Source organism: uncultured Litoreibacter sp., from assembly GCF_947487515.1.
Classification (GTDB): domain Bacteria; phylum Pseudomonadota; class Alphaproteobacteria; order Rhodobacterales; family Rhodobacteraceae; genus Litoreibacter.
This window is the reverse complement of record NZ_CANKWO010000001.1, coordinates 765,072-782,875: the sequence shown is the minus strand read 5'-3', so window position 1 is coordinate 782,875 and position 17,804 is coordinate 765,072. Positions and strand designations below refer to the sequence as shown.

At 58.2% G+C, this 17,804-nt stretch carries 22 protein-coding genes and 1 tRNA gene; 13 read left to right on the top strand and 10 right to left on the bottom strand.

The window, feature by feature from the left end:
* Positions 1–37: 37 nt before the first annotated feature.
* From Q0746_RS03830 to Q0746_RS03820, 3 genes are all read right to left on the bottom strand, one after another.
* Complete coding sequence (locus tag Q0746_RS03830) at positions 38–2,110, bottom strand: capsular polysaccharide biosynthesis protein (protein WP_298257367.1); 2,073 nt, start codon at positions 2,108–2,110, stop codon at positions 38–40.
* Positions 2,100–3,176 carry a polysaccharide biosynthesis/export family protein gene (locus tag Q0746_RS03825; protein WP_298258051.1) on the bottom strand — a complete coding sequence of 359 codons (1,077 nt, stop codon included), beginning with the start codon at positions 3,174–3,176 and terminating at the stop codon, positions 2,100–2,102. The genes Q0746_RS03830 and Q0746_RS03825 overlap by 11 nt, the downstream gene beginning before the upstream one ends.
* Positions 3,177–3,391: 215 nt before the next feature.
* Positions 3,392–4,681, bottom strand: coding sequence for a capsular biosynthesis protein (locus Q0746_RS03820; protein WP_298257365.1), 1,290 nt, complete (start codon positions 4,679–4,681; stop codon positions 3,392–3,394).
* Between the two features lie 188 nt (positions 4,682–4,869).
* Between Q0746_RS03820 and Q0746_RS03815 the strand changes: the two genes are divergently transcribed.
* The 6 genes from Q0746_RS03815 (at position 4,870) to nusB (ending at position 8,845) form a co-directional block, all read left to right on the top strand.
* The gene (locus Q0746_RS03815; RefSeq protein WP_298257363.1) at positions 4,870–5,469 is read left to right on the top strand and encodes a riboflavin synthase; all 600 of its coding nucleotides are present in this window, start codon (positions 4,870–4,872) and stop codon (positions 5,467–5,469) included.
* Complete coding sequence (locus Q0746_RS03810) at positions 5,457–5,975, top strand: GNAT family N-acetyltransferase (RefSeq protein ID WP_298257361.1); 519 nt, start codon at positions 5,457–5,459, stop codon at positions 5,973–5,975. The genes Q0746_RS03815 and Q0746_RS03810 overlap by 13 nt, the downstream gene beginning before the upstream one ends.
* 45 nt (positions 5,976–6,020) lie before the next feature.
* Entirely contained in the window at positions 6,021–6,587 is a 567-nt protein-coding gene (locus tag Q0746_RS03805; RefSeq protein WP_298257360.1) for a hypothetical protein, read from the top strand.
* 160 nt (positions 6,588–6,747) lie between these two features.
* Positions 6,748–7,839 carry a 3,4-dihydroxy-2-butanone-4-phosphate synthase gene (gene ribB, locus Q0746_RS03800; protein WP_298257357.1) on the top strand — a complete coding sequence of 364 codons (1,092 nt, stop codon included), beginning with the start codon at positions 6,748–6,750 and terminating at the stop codon, positions 7,837–7,839.
* A gap of 2 nt (positions 7,840–7,841) precedes the next feature.
* The gene (locus tag Q0746_RS03795; protein ID WP_298257355.1) at positions 7,842–8,378 is read left to right on the top strand and encodes a 6,7-dimethyl-8-ribityllumazine synthase; all 537 of its coding nucleotides are present in this window, start codon (positions 7,842–7,844) and stop codon (positions 8,376–8,378) included.
* Positions 8,375–8,845 (top strand): transcription antitermination factor NusB, encoded by a 471-nt coding sequence (gene nusB / locus Q0746_RS03790; RefSeq protein WP_298257353.1) that lies wholly within the window; start codon positions 8,375–8,377, stop codon positions 8,843–8,845. Before Q0746_RS03795 ends, nusB begins: the two co-directional genes overlap by 4 nt.
* A gap of 3 nt (positions 8,846–8,848) precedes the next feature.
* Here nusB and Q0746_RS03785 read toward each other — a convergent pair whose 3' ends face one another.
* Positions 8,849–9,457, bottom strand: a complete 609-nt coding sequence (locus Q0746_RS03785; protein WP_298257351.1) for a class I SAM-dependent methyltransferase — start codon at positions 9,455–9,457, stop codon at positions 8,849–8,851.
* Positions 9,458–9,544: 87 nt separating this feature from the next.
* On the opposite strand from Q0746_RS03785, the gene Q0746_RS03780 reads away from it, so the two are divergent.
* Positions 9,545–10,429: a LysR family transcriptional regulator gene (locus Q0746_RS03780; protein ID WP_298257349.1), complete on the top strand. Its 885-nt coding sequence runs from the start codon at positions 9,545–9,547 to the stop codon at positions 10,427–10,429.
* A 250-nt stretch (positions 10,430–10,679) separates the two neighbouring features.
* On the opposite strand, the gene Q0746_RS03775 is transcribed toward Q0746_RS03780, so the two are convergent.
* Both Q0746_RS03775 and Q0746_RS03770 read right to left on the bottom strand, forming a co-directional pair.
* A complete protein-coding gene (locus Q0746_RS03775; RefSeq protein ID WP_298257347.1) occupies positions 10,680–11,096 on the bottom strand; it encodes an SRPBCC domain-containing protein in 417 nt (138 codons plus the stop codon).
* Positions 11,089–11,412: a metalloregulator ArsR/SmtB family transcription factor gene (locus Q0746_RS03770; RefSeq protein ID WP_298257344.1), complete on the bottom strand. Its 324-nt coding sequence runs from the start codon at positions 11,410–11,412 to the stop codon at positions 11,089–11,091. Before Q0746_RS03770 ends, Q0746_RS03775 begins: the two co-directional genes overlap by 8 nt.
* A gap of 116 nt (positions 11,413–11,528) precedes the next feature.
* On the opposite strand from Q0746_RS03770, the gene Q0746_RS03765 reads away from it, so the two are divergent.
* Positions 11,529–11,984 carry an MmcB family DNA repair protein gene (locus Q0746_RS03765; protein ID WP_298257342.1) on the top strand — a complete coding sequence of 152 codons (456 nt, stop codon included), beginning with the start codon at positions 11,529–11,531 and terminating at the stop codon, positions 11,982–11,984.
* Positions 11,985–12,133: 149 nt separating this feature from the next.
* Here the strand turns inward: Q0746_RS03765 and Q0746_RS03760 are convergent, their stop codons facing one another.
* On the bottom strand, positions 12,134–12,319 hold the full coding sequence (locus tag Q0746_RS03760; RefSeq protein ID WP_298257340.1) for a hypothetical protein: 186 nt from the start codon (positions 12,317–12,319) through the stop codon (positions 12,134–12,136).
* Positions 12,316–13,143 (bottom strand): DUF6502 family protein, encoded by an 828-nt coding sequence (locus Q0746_RS03755; protein ID WP_298257338.1) that lies wholly within the window; start codon positions 13,141–13,143, stop codon positions 12,316–12,318. The genes Q0746_RS03760 and Q0746_RS03755 overlap by 4 nt, the downstream gene beginning before the upstream one ends.
* Between Q0746_RS03755 and Q0746_RS03750 the strand changes: the two genes are divergently transcribed.
* Positions 13,131–14,417: a vWA domain-containing protein gene (locus Q0746_RS03750; protein ID WP_298257336.1), complete on the top strand. Its 1,287-nt coding sequence runs from the start codon at positions 13,131–13,133 to the stop codon at positions 14,415–14,417. The two genes, Q0746_RS03755 and Q0746_RS03750, sit on opposite strands and share 13 nt — an antisense overlap.
* Positions 14,418–14,419: 2 nt before the next feature.
* Here the strand turns inward: Q0746_RS03750 and Q0746_RS03745 are convergent, their stop codons facing one another.
* Positions 14,420–14,614 carry a DUF6324 family protein gene (locus tag Q0746_RS03745; RefSeq protein ID WP_298257334.1) on the bottom strand — a complete coding sequence of 65 codons (195 nt, stop codon included), beginning with the start codon at positions 14,612–14,614 and terminating at the stop codon, positions 14,420–14,422.
* 65 nt (positions 14,615–14,679) lie between these two features.
* Between Q0746_RS03745 and Q0746_RS03740 the strand changes: the two genes are divergently transcribed.
* Positions 14,680–15,213 (top strand): GNAT family N-acetyltransferase, encoded by a 534-nt coding sequence (locus Q0746_RS03740; RefSeq protein ID WP_298257332.1) that lies wholly within the window; start codon positions 14,680–14,682, stop codon positions 15,211–15,213.
* Positions 15,214–15,276: 63 nt separating this feature from the next.
* A tRNA-His gene (locus Q0746_RS03735) sits at positions 15,277–15,353 on the top strand.
* A 27-nt stretch (positions 15,354–15,380) separates the two neighbouring features.
* On the opposite strand, the gene Q0746_RS03730 is transcribed toward Q0746_RS03735, so the two are convergent.
* Positions 15,381–15,695 (bottom strand): DUF6476 family protein, encoded by a 315-nt coding sequence (locus tag Q0746_RS03730; RefSeq protein WP_298257330.1) that lies wholly within the window; start codon positions 15,693–15,695, stop codon positions 15,381–15,383.
* On the opposite strand from Q0746_RS03730, the gene Q0746_RS03725 reads away from it, so the two are divergent.
* The gene (locus Q0746_RS03725) at positions 15,694–16,716 is read left to right on the top strand and encodes an RluA family pseudouridine synthase (RefSeq protein ID WP_298257328.1); all 1,023 of its coding nucleotides are present in this window, start codon (positions 15,694–15,696) and stop codon (positions 16,714–16,716) included. The genes Q0746_RS03730 and Q0746_RS03725 overlap by 2 nt on opposite strands.
* 176 nt (positions 16,717–16,892) lie before the next feature.
* Positions 16,893–17,789 carry an RNA polymerase sigma factor RpoH gene (gene rpoH, locus Q0746_RS03720; protein WP_298257326.1) on the top strand — a complete coding sequence of 299 codons (897 nt, stop codon included), beginning with the start codon at positions 16,893–16,895 and terminating at the stop codon, positions 17,787–17,789.
* Positions 17,790–17,804: the final 15 nt, after the last annotated feature.

Here is a 17,804-nt window from a genome sequence, read left to right as displayed (position 1 = left end):
CCAAAGGCCTCCTCGTCCCCCCGCGAGGAGGCCTTTTTTATCGCCAGATATGAGCGTAGCTTGCCAATGCTCCTTGGGCTTTGGCCAAAAGGCGGTTGCCGAGGCTGGGGCGGGGCAACTTTCCCGTCGCCAAGCGCTCCACCACAACCTCAACGGGGCAGGGTTGGCGTGTGACCGGATCATAATAGCGCGGATAATCGATCAAGGTGGCATGAACCATACCGTTCAAGCTGGCATCAGGCCCGCGCCGTGCAGGCACAGGGCCGCGATCGTCGGTTTGCCCCCAACCGGCATAGAAAGGCGCGCCATAGCAGGTGACCGATATGCCCCGCAGCAAGGCCTCAAATCCCAAAAGTGACGTCATGGTGCAGATGCGATCAGCCTTAGATATCAGTTCGATAGCATCTGCCTTATCGGCAATCATGTCAGCCTCATCGGCCGCAATTTTTCCGTCCCGCAGGCCCGCCTCCACGTCAGGATGGGGTTTGTAGATGATATAGGCGTCGGGAAAATCTTGGCGCACGATGGCCAGTAGGTCGCCATTGGTGGCAATGTCTCGGGTGCCAAGCCGGATAGATGCGTCGTCCTCGACCTGACCGGGGACCAAGATGACCTCGCGCCCGTTTGCAGCCACGTCCATGCGGGCGCCGCCTAAGTTGTATTTGCTCAACCCCATTTTCACGATTGCCATACGCAGGCGTTCGGCGCGCAGCAGGGCCGCGGAAGGAAGGGTGCCACTTGATGCGATCAGGCCTTCCAAGGCGCTTGGTCGGGTTGGGTCGTAGTAGATGCCTTTTGGGTCGGTGACCAAAGACAAGGGGGCGATAAGGTCTGCCCCCAATCCGCGGGATCGCAAAAAGCCATCTTCAAGGCGCAGCAGGGATGTGTTTTGGGCCTCGGCGCGCTGGGCGAGGTTTTTGGGCTCTTTGCCAGCCCATATCATCAAGGATCCACCCTTTGCGGCCAGCAATGCGGCGTCGGGCTCCTCGATAAAGCGCAGGCGGGCGTCTTTGCCGAACCGGCCACCGCCGAAAATTTCCTGCAACGGTCCACGCTTCCAAAGGCGAATGCGTGAGGCGACATGGCCGCGGGCGTCTTGGCGTTGCGCTCGGGTCAGGGCCTCGAGGGTGTCGAGGACTTGTTCCAACTGGCAAAGGCGGTCGCGGTAGGGGTCATACCACTTGCAGTACCTCAGCATGACGCCTGCAAACAGCTGCGCACGGGTCAATACCCGCTGGCGGCGGTCAATGGGTTGGCGATCGTCGCTAAGCCCCCAACCAGCATAGAACGGCTGGCCAAATACCACTGGGCGATGGCCGGCCAGAATAGCCTCGAACCCCATGCCGGAACTCACCGTATAGACCGCAATGGCCCCTTCCATCAGGGCGTAGGGGGCGGCCTTGGCGTCGAACAGGGAGATTTTTCCCTGCGCGTCGCTGGCTGTGAAATGCCCGTCCCTATGGCCCGCTTGAGTTTCGGGGTGGGTTTTGATGACAATCCGCGCGTTGGGGTGTTCTTCTTGGGCGAGCGCCAGCATTTCGCGAAAATGATCGGCGTTGGCGCGGCCGTGTTTGATGGATGCGTCGCCACGGGTCTGGTCGATGACCAGCACATACCCTGCAGCGGGAAGGGGGGCGTCATCGTCAAAGTCATTGTATTTTGAAAGGTTTAGCCGCTTTATTCGGTCGATTGACTCCCGTGCCCGCGTCAATTCATGGGCGTCGTCGAACGGCTCTGTGGACAGGAGGCGCTCCAAGTCAGACGGGCCGGCGCAGTCGAAATAGGGGCGGCTGTGATCCACCGTCAAACCTAAGGGGGGATCGCCGTCTCGGCCGGTGCGCAAAGATCGCAGGAAAGCGTCTTCTACATGCACCAGCTTGGCATCTGTCCGGTCAGCGATTTTCTCACCGCGCCCGGATGTCGGGCTTTTGCCCCAAACGGCAATGAGATCGTCCTGAGACGGTTTGCCGAGCGTCAGATCATAGCCCGCCAGATCAAGAATGCGGCGCACGCGTTTTTGGGTGAAAAACCCCCCGTTGAAATAGAAAAGCCGTGGGCGGGGGGAGGACCCGTCCACGGCTTCATCTAAGCTCGGTGGGTTAGTTGCCACCGAGGCTCGACAAGGCGTTGACCGACTGAAGGGAGCCGGTGAGCGCCGAGATGGTTTTGTTCCATGTCACGAACGGGGCCTCGGTCACATAGACCGTATCGTTGTCGCGGATCACGAAATCACGGGCCTCGAACATGCCAGTGGGCTGGGTGAGGTCCAATACATAGGCAAACCGCTGATCGCCCTGCAAATCAGTGCGTCCCAAGACCGAATTGGCCACTTCTGCCGGCTCGTTGCGGAACACGAAGACGCCTGTTGGGTCTGCAAGGTTGGAGTTCAGGCCGCCCACCTGCGCAATCGCCTCAATGGCGGACAGGGTTTGGGTGACAAACTCGATGCGGTTCTGCGCGCCCGTCGCCCCAAGGACGGTGAAGGCACGGCTGTCTTCCTCGATCAGGATGCGGTCGTTGGGGCGCAGCGCGATGTCGAATTTGGGGTTGGAGTACAAATCCTCGAACCAAATCTTAGAGCGCTGCTTGCCGCGGATCACGGTGATCTGTGCCACTTCAGGGGCGATGGAAATGCCGCCTGCGCGGGCAATCATCGACGACAACGTGCGGGTGGGGCGCTCAATTGCGAACAGGCCTTGCTGACCGACGCCCCCGACCAAAGATACGGTAGCACCGTCACCGGCCACACGACGCACGATCACCTGCGGGTCTGGGGTTTGGGTGTCGAGCTTGCCGGTGATGATGCGGCGCAGGGCTTCAGGCGTGTTGCCTGCAGCCTTGATGCGGCCCGCATAGGGAACGAAGATAAAGCCAGATCCATCGACCTGCACTTCGTTCAAATCGGTGGCATTGGCGCCTTCTGGGGCCAATAGGCCGTCATCGACGTTTTCCCAAATGGCCAAGCCAAGAGTATCGCCGGACCGAATGGTGTCGGAGCCCACAACGCCGGCATTCAAGAATGCGTCGCTGAAGCCCAGAACGGGCTGTACGGCGGTCGCGCGCGTGACACGGCTGTTGACGGATACGATGAAGGCGTCGCCCTGCTTTTGGACGGAGCCTGCAAATATCTGTTTCTTTCCAGGGCCAGATTTTGGCAACCCGCAAGATGCAGCCATTACGGCCACAAGTGTAAAAGCTACTATTTTAGTAGCTTTGGGACCCAAGTTTTTCACTGGTGTCCTCCTCGATTATGAGACTGCCTCAAGTTTTTTTCTTTTTACTCTATCGGATGATCGCCAAATTGCTAGCCCTTTGAAATTGCGCTCGGCGAAGTGTTGCCAGCGCGTCGCAGTGGCAAGTTTACCTTAGGTCGGATGTTGGGGTGGGGCGGCTATTTCACCACATGCAATTGCTGGCGCGGCGTCGCGGTACCTGCAACAAGCGCATCATAGGGATCTTCCTGCGCGAGCATCATATCGACCACCTGCCGCAGCAGCTGACGACGCCCGCGCGCCGAGTAAAAACCGCCCGGAATTTGTGATGTCTCCAGCAGGTAGTGGCGGTAGTCACGATATGCACGGCTGTCTGGGCGCGTTGGGTTGGTGAAAAACTCAGGCAGGCTTTGGGTGGAGACAAACTCCGGCATGTTGTACACGGCGTCGCCAAAGACCTTCAGTGGCAATCCACGCCACAAAACCTGTTGAGCCGCAGTCGAATTCACCGTCACCGCCGAGCGTGCGGTGTTCAGCAACCCCGCCAGTTTTCCGCCCCGCACGTAGTGAACGCGATCAGCCACGCCCAATCGCTTGGCGATCTGCTTGATCTCATGGAGCAGCGGCACCCGCCCGTCCTCCAGTGGATGCGCCTTCAGCACCAGATGGTGATGCGTCGGCGCCCCTTTGGCAAATCCGTCTATGGCCAGCTCTAGGAAATCGGTCATGGTCTTGAAGGGCGAATGCATCTGAAAGCTGGAGTCATGCTCCAGTTGCAGCAGCACCAAATGATAAGGGAAGCCCCCATGCTTGATGCGCAATGTCGCTAAACGGCGCTGCATCGCGGTGAAGGGCATGGTCACAAGCCGCTTGAGGTACAGTTGGAATTCCTTCGTCACCGTAAGCGAGCGGTGCGGTCGGAAGTTGCGGTACTTCCAGTTTCTGAGGAAGACAAAATAGTGATACACCATCCCGTAAAAGACGTGTTGACGCATGTCGCCCCAACGCGCGGGGGCATCGGGCAAATCCAAATCCAGCCCCTCAAGGGCTTTGCGCATGTCATCTACGGACATATCCATCAGGCGAGAATGCCCATTGGCTCCATTGCGTTCGTAGCTGACCCAATAGGGGCGCAAGTACCCTTCTTCGTAGACGTGAATGCGCAGGCCCATCGCGCGCGCGCGCTCAATGGCTTGGGCATGGATCGGGCGGGTGTCGCCATAAAGCACCAAGTCGGTGACAGCCTTTTCTTCTACGATGCGGCAAAACGCGTCGGCCCAGTCGTCGTGGCTGCCCAAATAGGGGATGTATGTGTCATTGGAGAACCAAAAGGCATCATCGCCTTTGTTGAACCCGACGCGCCAAACTTCCGCTCCTGCCGCTTTCAGCATTTTGCCCAAGCGGTAGAAGAAAGGCCCGTGAGGGCCTTGCAGGAATAGGAATGTTTTGTCCTTTCCGGACAGTGTCATAGCGTGGCCTTCACGTGGTTCACCGGATACTCATACAAGTTGCTGACAATTTGCCCAGCCCATAGGGCGGGGGTAAGGCTTGAATTGGTCGTAACTGTGGCGCGAGGTGGTCAGCTTGCCTAGGGGGAATCCTTGCGCAGGTTGCTCTGCCGCGCTAATTCCAAGACGAACAAATTGAGGATGCAGCCATGTTTACAGGTATTGTCACCGATGTCGGGCGGGTTTCGCAGCTAAAGCAAGAAGGCGATCTGCGGGCGCGTATATCTTGCGCATATGATACTGCGGGCATCGATATAGGTGCCTCCATTGCGTGCAACGGGTGCTGCCTCACGGTGATTGACCGCGGGTCTGATGAGACGCCGTGGTTCGACGTGCAAATCTCGGCGGAAAGCGTATCCAAAACCAACATTGGGGATTGGGCCGAGGGCACACGCCTGAATTTGGAACGCGCGTTGAAGCTGGGCGATGAGTTGGGTGGTCACATCGTTTCAGGTCATGTGGACGGGGTGGCCGTCGTGGTCGAGATGACCGACGAGGGCGACAGCACCCGCGTGCTGTTTGAGGCCCCCGATGATTTGGCGAAATTCGTGGCGCCCAAGGGCTCCGTGGCGCTGAATGGCACATCGCTTACCGTGAACGAGGTCGATGGGGCGACATTCGGGGTCAATTTCATCCCGCACACCAAGGTCGCCACCAACTGGGGCGACGTCAAAGTCGGCGACCGGATCAACTTGGAGATCGACACGCTGGCCAGATATGTGGCGCGCTTGCAAGAATGGGGCAGCTAACAGCGCCAAACCTGCGCGCGGCGGTTCTGGCGGATGCATCCAGTCTGGCCGCAGTGTCGCTGGAGGTGTGGTTTGCCACCTACATTCACCATGGCATCAATGCCCCTTTCGCGGATTTCGCCTTGGCGCATTTCACACCAAAGCTTTTTCGCAACTGGATCGGTGATCCCGATCATCACCTGATCGTGTCGCAAAACCGTGACGGCATCGATGGGTTCATCCATATCGACGAAAATAGCGCCGATCCGGTCAACGGCACGGTGAGCACGGAAATCGCATCGCTCTATGTTCAGCCGCGCCATCAGGGCAGGGGGCTGGGGGGTGCATTGTTGCAGGCTGTGTTGGATAGGGCTGGCGGTCAGGTTTGGCTGGCAGTGAACAGCGAAAACACAAAGGCGCGCGCTTTCTATGGTGCTCATGATTTCACCAAACTGGGCGAAAGCGGTTTCAAGATCGGCGACGAAAGCTATCCCAATGATATCTTGACCCGCGCGCCTTTGCGATAACGGGCGCGCCTTGTAATGTGGGGCGACATCACAGGAGGTCCCCCAATGGAGCGCGCAAAAATTGGTCACAACAATGGCCCCACCATGGAGGCGGGTTTCGCCTTTCGCAAACACGCCTGGACAAAGGCGCGTGCGCAGCTGATCCCCAACCTGCCGATTGAAATCTTGCGCAGCCGCGTCAAACGCGCCGAAGCCTTGGGCTTGCCCTATAAAACCTATGCGTCCGTGCGCGCGTCCACTGGGCGCGATGTGGTCGGTTTTTTGTTTTCAAACAACGCGCTGCGCATGATGCGGGACGCGCAGGCCAGCCCGCGGGCAAACGCGTTACTGCCCATCAAGGCCGACCTCGCAGGCCTCATTCATGCGCCCTTGTCGGCAGAGCAGGCGCAAGCCACCCTGCAAGCCCAAGGCCTGCACATCCCGACAGATCGCGCTCCGCATTTCGCGCAAAGCTGGTCCGAAATCCGCCGCGCGGTGCGCGCTCCATTGCACCAAGAAAAGCTGCCGCTCGACGGGGTTTTGGTGATCGGTGACACCTCGCATGAACGCGATTGGTCCATTGCTGGGAAACTTGCGGGTTTCATTGCGTCTGATTGTTACTTCTCGTCCTAAGCCGGCGGTGTGGGGCAAGGCGCGACCTTCCCCTCATCACTGCTTCAAAAATACCTAAATCCCTGCGCGTCCTACCAGCGCTACGCCGCGGCATTTGGCGTGAACCCTTCCCAAGCAGCCTCAAACCCTCTAATTGGCAAAGCATCAAAGGATGCGACCCATGACCGACTATTCAGACGCCATTTCTCCGATCTCGGAAATCCTTGAGGATGCCCGCAACGGGCGGATGTTTATCCTTGTTGACCACGAGGATCGCGAGAACGAGGGGGATCTGGTGATCCCCGCGCAGATGGCCACCCCTGAGGCAGTGAATTTCATGGCCACACATGGGCGCGGGTTAATTTGCCTGACACTGACCTCAGAGCGGATCGACGCCTTGGGCTTGCCCTTGATGGCGTCCTATAACTCGTCGCGCCACGAAACGGCCTTCACGATTTCCATCGAGGCCCGCGAAGGGGTGACGACCGGTATCTCCGCGCATGACCGCGCACGCACGGTGGCTGTGGCGATTGATGCGGGAAAAACCGCCGCCGATATTGCCACGCCAGGCCATGTGTTTCCCCTTCGGGCGCGCGATGGGGGCGTGTTGGTGCGCGCGGGCCACACAGAGGCCGCAGTGGATGTGTCGCGCCTTGCGGGGTTGAACCCGTCGGGGGTGATCTGCGAGATTATGAACGAAGACGGCACCATGTCCCGCTTGCCCGATTTGGTAACCTTCGCGCAAAAGCACGGCCTCAAGATCGGCACGATTTCCGATCTGATCGCCTACCGACGGCGCCATGACAATCTGGTTAAGGAAAGCGCACAGCAGCCGGTCACCTCCGAATTCGGCGGGGAGTGGATGATGCGGGTTTTCACAGATGAAACTATGGGGGCGGAGCATATCGCGCTCACCAAAGGGGATTTGACCTCTGAGGGGACGACATTGGTGCGAATGCATGCGCTCAACCCCGTGGAAGACGTGTTGGGCCTAGGCCCAAGCCCCGCCAGCGAAATGGCGCAGGCCATGAAGGCCATCGCAACCGAGGGGCGCGGTGTTGTGGTTTTACTGCGCGACACCCAAATGAAGATTGACGCAGAGGGCGGGCAATCGCCACATACGCTGAAACAATACGGGCTGGGGGCACAAATCCTTGCCGCCCTTGGCCTATCGCAGCTAGAGCTGCTAACCAATTCGCCGTCCCCGAAAGTGGTCGGCCTCGATGCCTACGGGCTGTCCATTGTCGGCACCCGCCCGATCACAGGAGCATAACCATGGCCACCGCAGAACACCATCACATCCTAGCCACGCCCGAGTTCGACAAGCCGGTCAAACTCGCCATTGTTGTCTCTCCTTACTATAAGGATATCGCTGATAATTTGCTGGCAGGCGCGACCGCAGAAGCGGAAAAGGCCGGTGCCACCTATGAGGTGATAGAAGTGCCCGGTGCGCTGGAAATTCCACCGGCTATTCGGATCGCCTTTCGGCAAAGCAACTTTGACGGGTTCGTCGCGCTGGGCTGCATTATTCGCGGCGAAACCACGCATTACGACACGGTCTGCAACGACAGCTCTCACGGGCTTATGTTGCTTGGTTTGCAAGGTGCCAATGTCGGCAATGGCATCCTGACAGTCGAGAACCGCAAGCAGGCTGAGCTGCGCGCAGATCCCAAAGATCAAAACAAAGGAGGCGGCGCGGCGCAAGCGGCCTTGCATCTTATCGCATTGCAGCGCAAATACGGCGCTTCCAGTTCGGGTGTGGGATTCTTGCCCCGCAAAAACGACGATGATGAGAGTTTCCAGATCGCATGACCACTTCAGGCAACCAAAAACGCGCAATGCGCTCCGCCGCGCGGCTCTATGCCGTGCAGGCTCTGTTTCAGATGGAGCATAGCGATCACTCGATCGACAAGGTGCGCACCCAATTTGAGGATCACCGTTTCGGCGAAGTGATCGATGACACCGAAATGGTTGAGGGGGATGTCGACACATTTCGCGGATTGCTGGATGGGGCGGTGGCCGAGCAGTCGACGATTGACCAAATGACCGACCGTGCGCTGGTCGCCAAATGGCCGATCAATCGCATTGATCCGACCCTGCGGGCGCTGTTTCGCGCTGCAGGTGCCGAGTTGGTCGCAGCGAAAACGCCTCCAAAGGTTGTGATCGTGGAATTTGTTGACGTGGCAAAGGCCTTCTTCCCAGAGGGGAAAGAGCCAAAATTCGTCAATGCCGTCCTCGACCATATGGCGCGCGAAGCCCAGCCGGATGCCTTCAGCTAAGGTCTAGCTTTTTCGTGCGACCACATAGCGGCTGACGTAGTCCCCTGTCTCGATGATCTCAAATCCTGCGTCTGTGATGGCCTGTTCCAGCACCTCGGGCGTAAGCATCCGAACGATGGGCGGGGCTTTTCCAAATAGTTTCAGGGCCCTGATCAGCGGGGCAAACACCCATCTTTTGGGTCCAAGGCAGGGGGTTTTGCTGATGAACAAACCACCGTCACGGGTAATCATGTGAGCACGACGCAGGGTGGCGGGCAGATCGTCGACCAAATGCAACAGATTTAGGGCCAGCACCGCGTCATAGGATGTGCCAAGCGCATCGCTGTCAGAATCCGAGACGATGAAGTCCAAGTTCTGCACGGTCTCTCCGGCCAGCCTGCCATTGGCAATTTCGATCATTTTGGCGGAGACATCTGTGCCGGTATAAAGGGCCACGTTCTGAGCCAGCAGCAACGCAGTAGATCCCGTGCCGCAGCCCAACTCGACTACGCGGTCTTCTGGGCGCAGATAGGAACGCGTGCGCTCGAGTGACAGGTGGTATTGCTCGGGATTGCGTATTTTGCTCTTGGCGTAATGTTCGGCAACGCCGTCCCAAAATGATGCGGGTGTCATGATAGATCTCCTTTGTGGAGATATAGATACCCATGCGCGTGTGATATAGGAATTGCCGAAATCTGGCGACCCTTTATACATATATGTATGAATTGGGATGCGGTCTCTTTTGATTGGAATCACATTCGGGCCTTTCTCGCCACGGTGGAGGAGGGCTCGTTGTCGGCTGCTGCGCGCGCCACACACCAGACGCAACCGACCTTGGGCCGCCAAGTCGCAGCCTTGGAAGAGGCTTTGGGGGTCACCTTGTTCGAACGCGTCGGGCGGTCATTGACACTTACGACATCCGGCGCGCAATTGGTCGATCATGTTCGGGCCATGGGAGAGGCCGCCAGCCGCGTATCGCTTGCAGCCTCGGGGCAGTCGCAAAGCATCGAGGGCTTGGTGCGCATTAGCGCCAGCGATGTTGCCTCGACATATCAAATGCCCCGCATTCTTAAGATGTTGCGCGACGAAGCACCTGGGGTGGAGGTGGAAGTTGTCGCCTCCAACGCGTTGTCAGACCTGTTGCGCCGCGACGCGGATATTGCCCTGCGTCATGTGCGGCCTGTGCAGCCAGAGCTGATTGCGCGCAAGCTTTCGGACCAGAATGCCTATATGTATGCCACGCAGGAATATGTCGCGCGTATCGGCCATCCTGAATGTCTGGAAGACCTCGCAGAGGCGAGCTTTATCGCCTACGGCAATCCCGATGAGATGCTGGTTCATTTGCTGGCAATGGGGTTGCCCGTTACGCGAAGCAACATACGGTATCACTCGGCCAGCGGGGTCGTCGGTTGGCAGTTTGTGCGGGACGGGCTGGGGATTTCGGTCATGTCCGAACAGATCGCGGCCCTGTCGCCCGAAGTTGTGCGCGTGCTGCCCGATATAGTTCCGCTGACCATCCCGACTTGGCTGGTAAGCCACCGCGAGTTGATCACCAGCAGCCGTATCAGGCTGGTGTTTGACCTTTTGGCCGACGCTTTGGCTTAGGCGTGCAGGTGAAAGACAAGGGGCGAGTGTGGAAAGAGGTGACGGAACCACCACAACCGTAGAGCGCTTATTCCCGCAGACCTGTATGTACAGGTGGGCACCAGGTAACTGAACCAGGGTCCAGACAGAGCCAGCTCCCGAGGAATTGCTTAAGGCCACCAGAATGTAGCGCTCATGTTACAAGAAGGGCAGAACCGTCGTCTATGGATGTAGGCGCTCCCTCGCTGCAAAGCAAGGGAGCGTGGCGCGGTTAATCAGCGTGGGCGTCCGCGCGCAGGCGGCCCAGATGTTCGTCCCACCCTTTATCGAGTGCCAATGTCAGGCCGAACGCCTCTTCACCCTGCGGCAGGCCAATGTGTTCCAGTGACAAGCGGGTGCCGCCTGCCACATCTTCCAGACGCCATTTGACGGTGCTTGTGGCGTCGCCCATCGGGGTGATTGTAAAGGTGTATTCAAGGTAGTCATGCGGCTGCGCCTTCACCACGTTCCCCCACATCAGCTTGTCGCCGCTCTCGGTGCCATACATGGCGTAGTCTTGCCCGTCGGCCAGCGCGGCCTTGGGTTTGTGGAACCAGATGGCCAGCTTGTCCGGCTCTGTCAGATAATCCCATACGGTGGATTTGGGCGCCTTGAGGTAGATGGATTTGCGTAGGGTGGTCTCAGTCATCGGTGTGGTCCTTTTCAATGGTAGATTTCAGGTCGGCGAGGCGGTCGTCCCAGAACTGGTCGAAGAAGCTTAGCCAGTCTCGGATGGGGGCGAACCCTTCTGGGCTTAGGGCGTTCACGCGTTCGCGCCCTCGGGTGCGCACGGTGATCAACCCGCCGTCGCTAAGCACGGTGAGGTGCTTTTTGACGGCGGCGCGGGTCATGTCGAAGTTGTCGCTGACTTGGGCGATGGTCATGTCGGCCGCGCTGAGCTGGCGCAAAATTTCGCGGCGTGTCGGGTCGGCGAGGGCTTTGAAGGTGGGTTGCTCGGGGGTCATTATGGGGCCTTTAAAGTGATACCTTTTGGTACTTCATTGGATATGATACCAAAAGGTATTGAGTCAACATCTATCTTGGGCTTGATTTTTGTTTACGTTTTGTTCACATTCACCTCATGCCCGTATCCGCGACACATTCCTTGCAACCCGGTCAGCTTCTCGCCCGAGGAGTATCGCGCCATTTGGCGTCGCATGGGTTTGCCTGCGTTGAAGAATTCGTGCCTGAACGTGGCAAGCGCGTGGATGTAATGGGCCTTGGCCCCAAAGGGGAGCTGTGGGTGGTGGAGTGCAAATCCTCCCGCGCGGATTTCCAGTCGGACAACAAATGGCATGGCTATCTCAAGTGGTGTGACCGCTATTTCTGGGCGGTGGATGAGCACTTCCCGACTGAATTGCTGCCAGACACGACTGGCTTGATCATTGCCGATGCTTACGGGGCCGAGATCGTCCGGATGAGCCCCGAAGACAAGCTGGCCGCCGCGCGACGCAAGGTTTTGACGCAGAAATTTGGGCGAGTTGCGGCCCAGAGACTCACCCATATGCGTGACCCAGATTTCAGGCGCTTTGCGTAATCACATCAAATCCAGCGTGATTTTGATGTGATTGCATTAACTCATTGTAAAGATAGGTAAAACCGTTCGGTGCTATTGGCTGTTATGACGCCCTAAAAAGGTTAACGACGCAACGCTTCGGGTAACCCGTGGGTTACCTCATCTGCCACCTAATCTACCGAGCATCCGGTGCCGCCGATGCCGTCGTCTTCACCGGGTACGCAGTCTTCGACCTTGGCCGCTGGGGCGGCTTCAATTGCGACCTCTGCGACGATTGGTTCTTCAAGAACGACAGCTTCAGGGGTCGCGCAAGCTGCCAAAGCTAATGCCAGAACCGCTGCTGTTATCCGCTTCATGTTGCGTCCTCAAAATAGAAATATCCACCTGCTCGGAACCTGACGGGCGGGGCGTCGGAAGGCACGGCTTTCATCTGGGACGCCTGTTGATTGATCTGTTCCAGCAACGCCATTTGCCCGTCGCGGTACTGCTGTTCCAACGTGGCGACTTGTTCGGGCGAGAGGGCGGCATAATGTACGGCGCGCTCAAAATACGGCGGTACGTCTGAGGTGATATTGGTTGTCGCCGCTTGCAGGTGGTCGCCCATGTTGCGCGCAAGATAGGCCATTTGATCCTCGGATCCGGCCAGCGGTTGATAGGATGTCTCGATCAAATTCACCGATTCCCCGTCCACCGACACTGTTCCTGCAGCAATTAGCGTATCCAGCATTGTGCGCGGGTGGACGTCGCGGCGCACTTCCCACGCAAGGGCTTCGAAAGACGGGGCAGGGCCGCCTTTGGGGATTGGTGCGCCTTTGTAGTCTGCCTCGGTTTGCCACAGTGAGATCAGGCGCGACAGATGGGTCAGGCGCGGCTCGTTCGGGTGAAAATCACGCAAACGCGCCACATCGCGGCGCTGCAATCCGGTCATGACGGACAGGCGGCTGTCGGTTGGTTTGCCGTCGCATGTCTTGCGCGCGGCTTCGACGTAATGCGCCTTCAGGCGTTCGGCCAAATCGGGGAAAGGCACGCCCAATGCCACCATTAGGCGGGCAAAGGGGGCGAGGAGGGCATCGAGTAAATCCAACATATGCGCAATATGCACATTTTTCTTGACGGTGGCAAGTGAATTTGAAATATGTGCAAAATACACATTAATTGGAGCACCCCATGACCAAGACATTTTCAGCACCCCGAATTGCCCTTATGGCCAGCGTATTTTTATCGGCCTGTGACGTTCCTGAAGGGGCCGTTATTTTGGAAGAACCGATGGTCGAGGCTGCTGCGGACATGGCGCCTAGCGCGAAGGGTAGCACGGCAATTGCTCCGGCTCCCTTACCGCTACCGCCTTCGCGCAATCCGGGCCGTGCGCGGCGCGGAGTTGTAACAGCAGGCGACATTGACGACGCGCTGAACCTTGCGTCGTTCACCCGCTATCAGGCCAAATCGCGCAAGGCGTTGAAACTGCCAATGGCAAACCTGTCGACACCTGTCTTGGCGCAATTGCGCGGAGCCGATGGCCAACCTGCACCGGGGGTTCGGGTGACATTGCGCAAACCCGGGGCAGCGGAGCCGTTTTACGCAGGGTATTCGGGCGTGGACGGTATGATCTCGGTCTTTCCAGCGAGCCTTGGGGCAGGGCGCCTGCGCGAGGTCGAATTGCGCGCGATCCCAGAGGGGCAAGGCACCCCGATGGTGCAGCGTTTGAAGACAGGGAAGCGCGCGCAGGTGCAACTGCCGTTTAGTGGGGACTGGAAGCCAGACTTCTTGGACATGGTGTTTGTTGTCGATACGACCGGCTCCATGGCGGATGAGTTGGCGTGGCTGACCAAGGAGTTGAAGGGGCTAACGCGTCAGGCCAAGCGGGCGGCATCCGGTGTCGATATTCGCTATGGGCTGGTGGTCTACCGCGACGACGGGGACGCCTATGTTGTGAAAAACTACGGGTTCACCAAGCAACAATCGCAGATGCAGGGCTGGTTGCGTCAGCAATCCGCAGGGGGCGGCGGGGATTACCCAGAGGCCGCAGGGCGGGCTTTGGCCTCTGCGGCGGGCATGCAATGGCGCAGTGGCAAAGGGGAACGCTTGCTGATCCATGTGGCTGACGCCCCAGAGCACAACAATCGCGCGAAGACCTACTTGCAAGCGGCACGCACTGCGGCCTCCAAGGGCATTCAGGTGTTTGGGCTGGGGGCCAGCGGCGTTGGGCCAGAGGCGGAATACCTCATGCGCCAAGCCGCTGTGCAAACCGGAGGGCGCTACATGTTCCTGACCGATGACAGCGGCGTCGGCTACAGCCATGCGGAGCCAACTGTGTCGTGCTACCGCGTGACCGCGCTGACGGATTTGGTGGGGCGGGTGCTGCGCTCTGAGCTGACAGGGCGGCGCATTGAAGCGGCCCCGTCCAAAGTGGTGCGTGAGGTTGGCAGCTACCGCAAGGGCGTCTGCCTGAACTAGCGTTACTTGCCTTTGGACATCGTGCGGGCGCCAGCTGCGGCCGCACGAATTTCTTCTGCGATCTCTTCGGCTTCTTCTGGGTCGAAGTCGAAGGGCAATTCGACACCGTCTGCCTCGACATAGATACGCACCATGCCGTCAGTGGTTGGGCCGATTTGCAGGTTGCCTGCGATTTCGCTTTCGCTGTTGATACCCATAAGATCCTCTTTTCCATGGCTGGGACCTGAGGTAGCGTTGATAATTCACTGAGGCAAGAGGCAGTATGGACATCGATGTAATTACGAACGAACAACGTGCGGCATTGGCATCCGGATCAACCAAAGTTGAGATGCGAAATTTGCAAATTGGGGATGCGGGCTGGATTGCAGCGCGGCATGGCACATTTTACGCCAAGGACGAAGGGTATGACGCCACCTTTGAGGCCTTCGTCATGCGTATCTTGGCTGAGTTTATCGAAAATCATGACCCTAAAACTGAACGGGCGTTTATTGCCGACGTCGACGGCAAGCGTCTGGGATCGGTGTTTTGTGTTATGGATGACGCGACAACTGCACGGCTGCGGATGTTTTTCCTCGAGCCCTTTGCGCGGGGGTTGGGTCTTGCGCCGCTTATGCTGGAGGCCGTGATTGAGCATGCGCGCGCGGTCGGGGCCTCGAAGCTGGTGCTTTGGACCCATGCAAGCCATGTGGCCGCCTGTCGACTGTATCGCAAACGCGGCTTTGTGATGACGCAAGAGCGCGAGTCCCATGCCTTTGGGCAAGACACTGTCGAGCAGGAGTTCGAACTTTTGCTTTAAGCGAATTAATCGCTTTACCGGTCTTGCATTCGGTCACGCCTATGGGTAAATCCCACGCAGTGTGCCGCCTTAGCTCAGTTGGTTAGAGCACTGGTTTGTGGAACCAGGGGTCCCCCGTTCGAGCCGGGGAGGCGGTACCATCCACCCAAACTTCATAAATTGCCGGATTAGGGCCGCGATGTGACGGATATGGTTTGCGTCAGCTCTCCGCTGTCGCGATTGAAGATTAGGATTTGGTCATCATCCGTCACCACTGCAAACCAAGTCGGGGCCTGCGTGAAGGCCGTGGCGCGGGTTCCGTCCGGCAGTTCGATATAGTCGGGCAGGGCAATGTCTGGGGGGCCTGCGTTCAAGCGGATGACAACCAGCGCAATCATCACTACAAGGCCCACAATCATCGTTGCGGTCAGGGTTGTAACCAGCCGTCGCAGGAACTTTAGGTTGGCGGGCTCTTCCGCCGGAATTTCGGGATTACTGTCCATGTCGCCTCAAACTATCGCGGTCGAGATCACTGACGCCCCGCCCGCGCGCCTTGATAAAGCATTGGCCCTGTTTGCACCAGTGGAGGCACAGTTGAGCCGCTCACGTCTGGTCAAATTGATCGAGCAGGGGGCCGTGTCGCTGGACGGGGTGGTCGTGGACCAGCCAAAAACCAAAGCGCAGCTGGGGCAGGTGTGGATGATCACCATCGGAGAAGCGGTAGAATACGACACCGTGGCGGAGGACATCCCGCTAGACGTGATTTATGAGGATGACGCTTTGATCGTGGTGAATAAACCTGCGGGCATGGTGGTGCATCCGGCTCCGGGGTCGCCCAAGGGGACATTGGTGAACGCCCTGTTGCATCACTGCGTGGACAGCCTGTCCGGCATCGGGGGCGAAAAGCGCCCTGGCATTGTGCACCGCATCGATAAGGAGACGTCGGGGCTTTTGGTCGTGGCCAAAACTGACATTGCGCATCAAGGGCTGGCCAAGCAATTTGAGAAACACACCGTTGAGCGGCGCTACAATGCATTGGTCTACGGGGTGCCCGAGGCCTCGGACCCGCGGATCAACGGGTTGCCAGGAGTGGCGTTCGAGCAGGGCAACATCCTGCGGATCATCGCGAATCTGGCGCGCCACAAAACGGACCGCCAGCGCCAAGCCGTTGTTAAGAATGTGGGCCGCCATGCCGTCACGCGCGCGCGCGTGTTGCAACGTTTTGGGACGCCTGCGGTGGTTGGCCTTTTGGAATGCTGGCTAGAGACCGGACGCACGCATCAGATCAGGGTGCATATGGCGCATGTTGGGCATTCATTGGTCGGGGATCCGGTCTATGGTGGACGGCGCAAACTTGCCAAAAACGCCCTTCCCGAGGCCGCGCAAGACGCGATACGCGAATTTCCGCGACAAGCCCTTCATGCCGCGACCTTGGGCTTCAAACACCCCGTTTCTGGGGAGATGATGCGATTTGAGGCACCTCTGCCGCCTGATTTTACAGCGCTTTTGGAAGAATTGGGCTGAATTCCTGACATTTATGTGAATAATCGTAACATACCCTTTGAAACGGGACTTTGCACCCTACATTAATACTTGAGTAACGCGCACAGGGTATGTGCGCTGCAATAACTTGAGCCGGAGATAACCGGCTCCTATGTTCGGTATCCGAATAGCAAACCTTTTAAGGGGGGCATGAGAACATGACGAATTACACTGGATTGCCAGCTCCTAGTCCGGAGCAAGGTCTCAACCGTTATATGCAAGAAATCCGCAAGTTCCCGATGCTGGAACCCGAGGAAGAATACATGCTGGCCAAACGCTGGGCAGATGACGAGGACAGCGGTGCGGCGCATAAACTGGTCACATCCCACCTGCGTCTCGCGGCGAAAATCGCCATGGGCTATCGCGGCTACGGCTTGCCGACGGCGGAGGTTATTTCCGAAGCCAATGTGGGCCTGATGCAAGCGGTGAAAAAGTTCGACCCAGAGAAAGGGTTCCGTCTGTCGACCTATGCGATGTGGTGGATACGGGCGTCCATTCAGGAATATGTCCTGCGGTCGTGGTCGATGGTGAAGCTGGGCACGACATCTGCGCAAAAGAAACTGTTCTTCAACCTGCGCAAGGCAAAGAACCGCATTGGCGCGTTGGAAGAAGGCGACTTGCGGCCTGAAAACGTGGCCAAAATTGCGAGCGACCTGAACGTCACCGAAAGCGAAGTGATTTCGATGAACCGCCGCATGTCGGGGGGGGATGCCTCACTGAACGCGGTTGTTTCGGCGGACGGCGAAGGGGCCACGCAGTGGCAGGACTGGCTGGAAGACGAAGACGCCGACCAAGCGGGCGACTACGAAGCCAAGGACGAGATGGAAACCCGCCGCGAGCTGCTGGCGGAAGCCATGGACGTGCTGAATGATCGCGAGAAGGACATTTTGGTGCAGCGCCGTTTGCAAGAAAAGCCGATCACCTTGGAAGAACTCTCGGGGCAATACGACGTCTCGCGGGAGCGCATTCGCCAAATTGAGGTACGCGCTTTCGAGAAACTGCAAGAACGTATGCGCAGTTTGGCCGGCGAAAAAGGTTTGCTGGAAAACGCCTAATTTTTGCCAAAGTGA

What these genes read in the sequence shown, in the direction of transcription:
- Q0746_RS03740 (WP_298257332.1), top strand. Translation starts at nt 14,680, where the DNA reads ATGGACATCGATGTAATTACGAACGAACAACGTGCGGCATTGGCATCC.
- Q0746_RS03750 (WP_298257336.1), top strand. Translation starts at nt 13,131, where the DNA reads ATGACCAAGACATTTTCAGCACCCCGAATTGCCCTTATGGCCAGCGTA.
- Q0746_RS03730 (WP_298257330.1), bottom strand. Translation starts at nt 15,695, where the DNA reads ATGGACAGTAATCCCGAAATTCCGGCGGAAGAGCCCGCCAACCTAAAG.
- nusB (WP_298257353.1), top strand. Translation starts at nt 8,375, where the DNA reads ATGACCACTTCAGGCAACCAAAAACGCGCAATGCGCTCCGCCGCGCGG.
- Q0746_RS03765 (WP_298257342.1), top strand. Translation starts at nt 11,529, where the DNA reads ATGCCCGTATCCGCGACACATTCCTTGCAACCCGGTCAGCTTCTCGCC.
- Q0746_RS03760 (WP_298257340.1), bottom strand. Translation starts at nt 12,319, where the DNA reads ATGAAGCGGATAACAGCAGCGGTTCTGGCATTAGCTTTGGCAGCTTGC.
- Q0746_RS03805 (WP_298257360.1), top strand. Translation starts at nt 6,021, where the DNA reads ATGGAGCGCGCAAAAATTGGTCACAACAATGGCCCCACCATGGAGGCG.
- Q0746_RS03815 (WP_298257363.1), top strand. Translation starts at nt 4,870, where the DNA reads ATGTTTACAGGTATTGTCACCGATGTCGGGCGGGTTTCGCAGCTAAAG.
- Q0746_RS03780 (WP_298257349.1), top strand. Translation starts at nt 9,545, where the DNA reads ATGAATTGGGATGCGGTCTCTTTTGATTGGAATCACATTCGGGCCTTT.
- ribB (WP_298257357.1), top strand. Translation starts at nt 6,748, where the DNA reads ATGACCGACTATTCAGACGCCATTTCTCCGATCTCGGAAATCCTTGAG.
- Q0746_RS03745 (WP_298257334.1), bottom strand. Translation starts at nt 14,614, where the DNA reads ATGGGTATCAACAGCGAAAGCGAAATCGCAGGCAACCTGCAAATCGGC.
- Q0746_RS03825 (WP_298258051.1), bottom strand. Translation starts at nt 3,176, where the DNA reads ATGGCTGCATCTTGCGGGTTGCCAAAATCTGGCCCTGGAAAGAAACAG.
- Q0746_RS03775 (WP_298257347.1), bottom strand. Translation starts at nt 11,096, where the DNA reads ATGACTGAGACCACCCTACGCAAATCCATCTACCTCAAGGCGCCCAAA.
- rpoH (WP_298257326.1), top strand. Translation starts at nt 16,893, where the DNA reads ATGACGAATTACACTGGATTGCCAGCTCCTAGTCCGGAGCAAGGTCTC.
- Q0746_RS03820 (WP_298257365.1), bottom strand. Translation starts at nt 4,681, where the DNA reads ATGACACTGTCCGGAAAGGACAAAACATTCCTATTCCTGCAAGGCCCT.
- Q0746_RS03795 (WP_298257355.1), top strand. Translation starts at nt 7,842, where the DNA reads ATGGCCACCGCAGAACACCATCACATCCTAGCCACGCCCGAGTTCGAC.
- Q0746_RS03755 (WP_298257338.1), bottom strand. Translation starts at nt 13,143, where the DNA reads ATGTCTTGGTCATGGGGTGCTCCAATTAATGTGTATTTTGCACATATT.
- Q0746_RS03810 (WP_298257361.1), top strand. Translation starts at nt 5,457, where the DNA reads ATGGGGCAGCTAACAGCGCCAAACCTGCGCGCGGCGGTTCTGGCGGAT.
- Q0746_RS03770 (WP_298257344.1), bottom strand. Translation starts at nt 11,412, where the DNA reads ATGACCCCCGAGCAACCCACCTTCAAAGCCCTCGCCGACCCGACACGC.
- Q0746_RS03785 (WP_298257351.1), bottom strand. Translation starts at nt 9,457, where the DNA reads ATGACACCCGCATCATTTTGGGACGGCGTTGCCGAACATTACGCCAAG.
- Q0746_RS03725 (WP_298257328.1), top strand. Translation starts at nt 15,694, where the DNA reads ATGTCGCCTCAAACTATCGCGGTCGAGATCACTGACGCCCCGCCCGCG.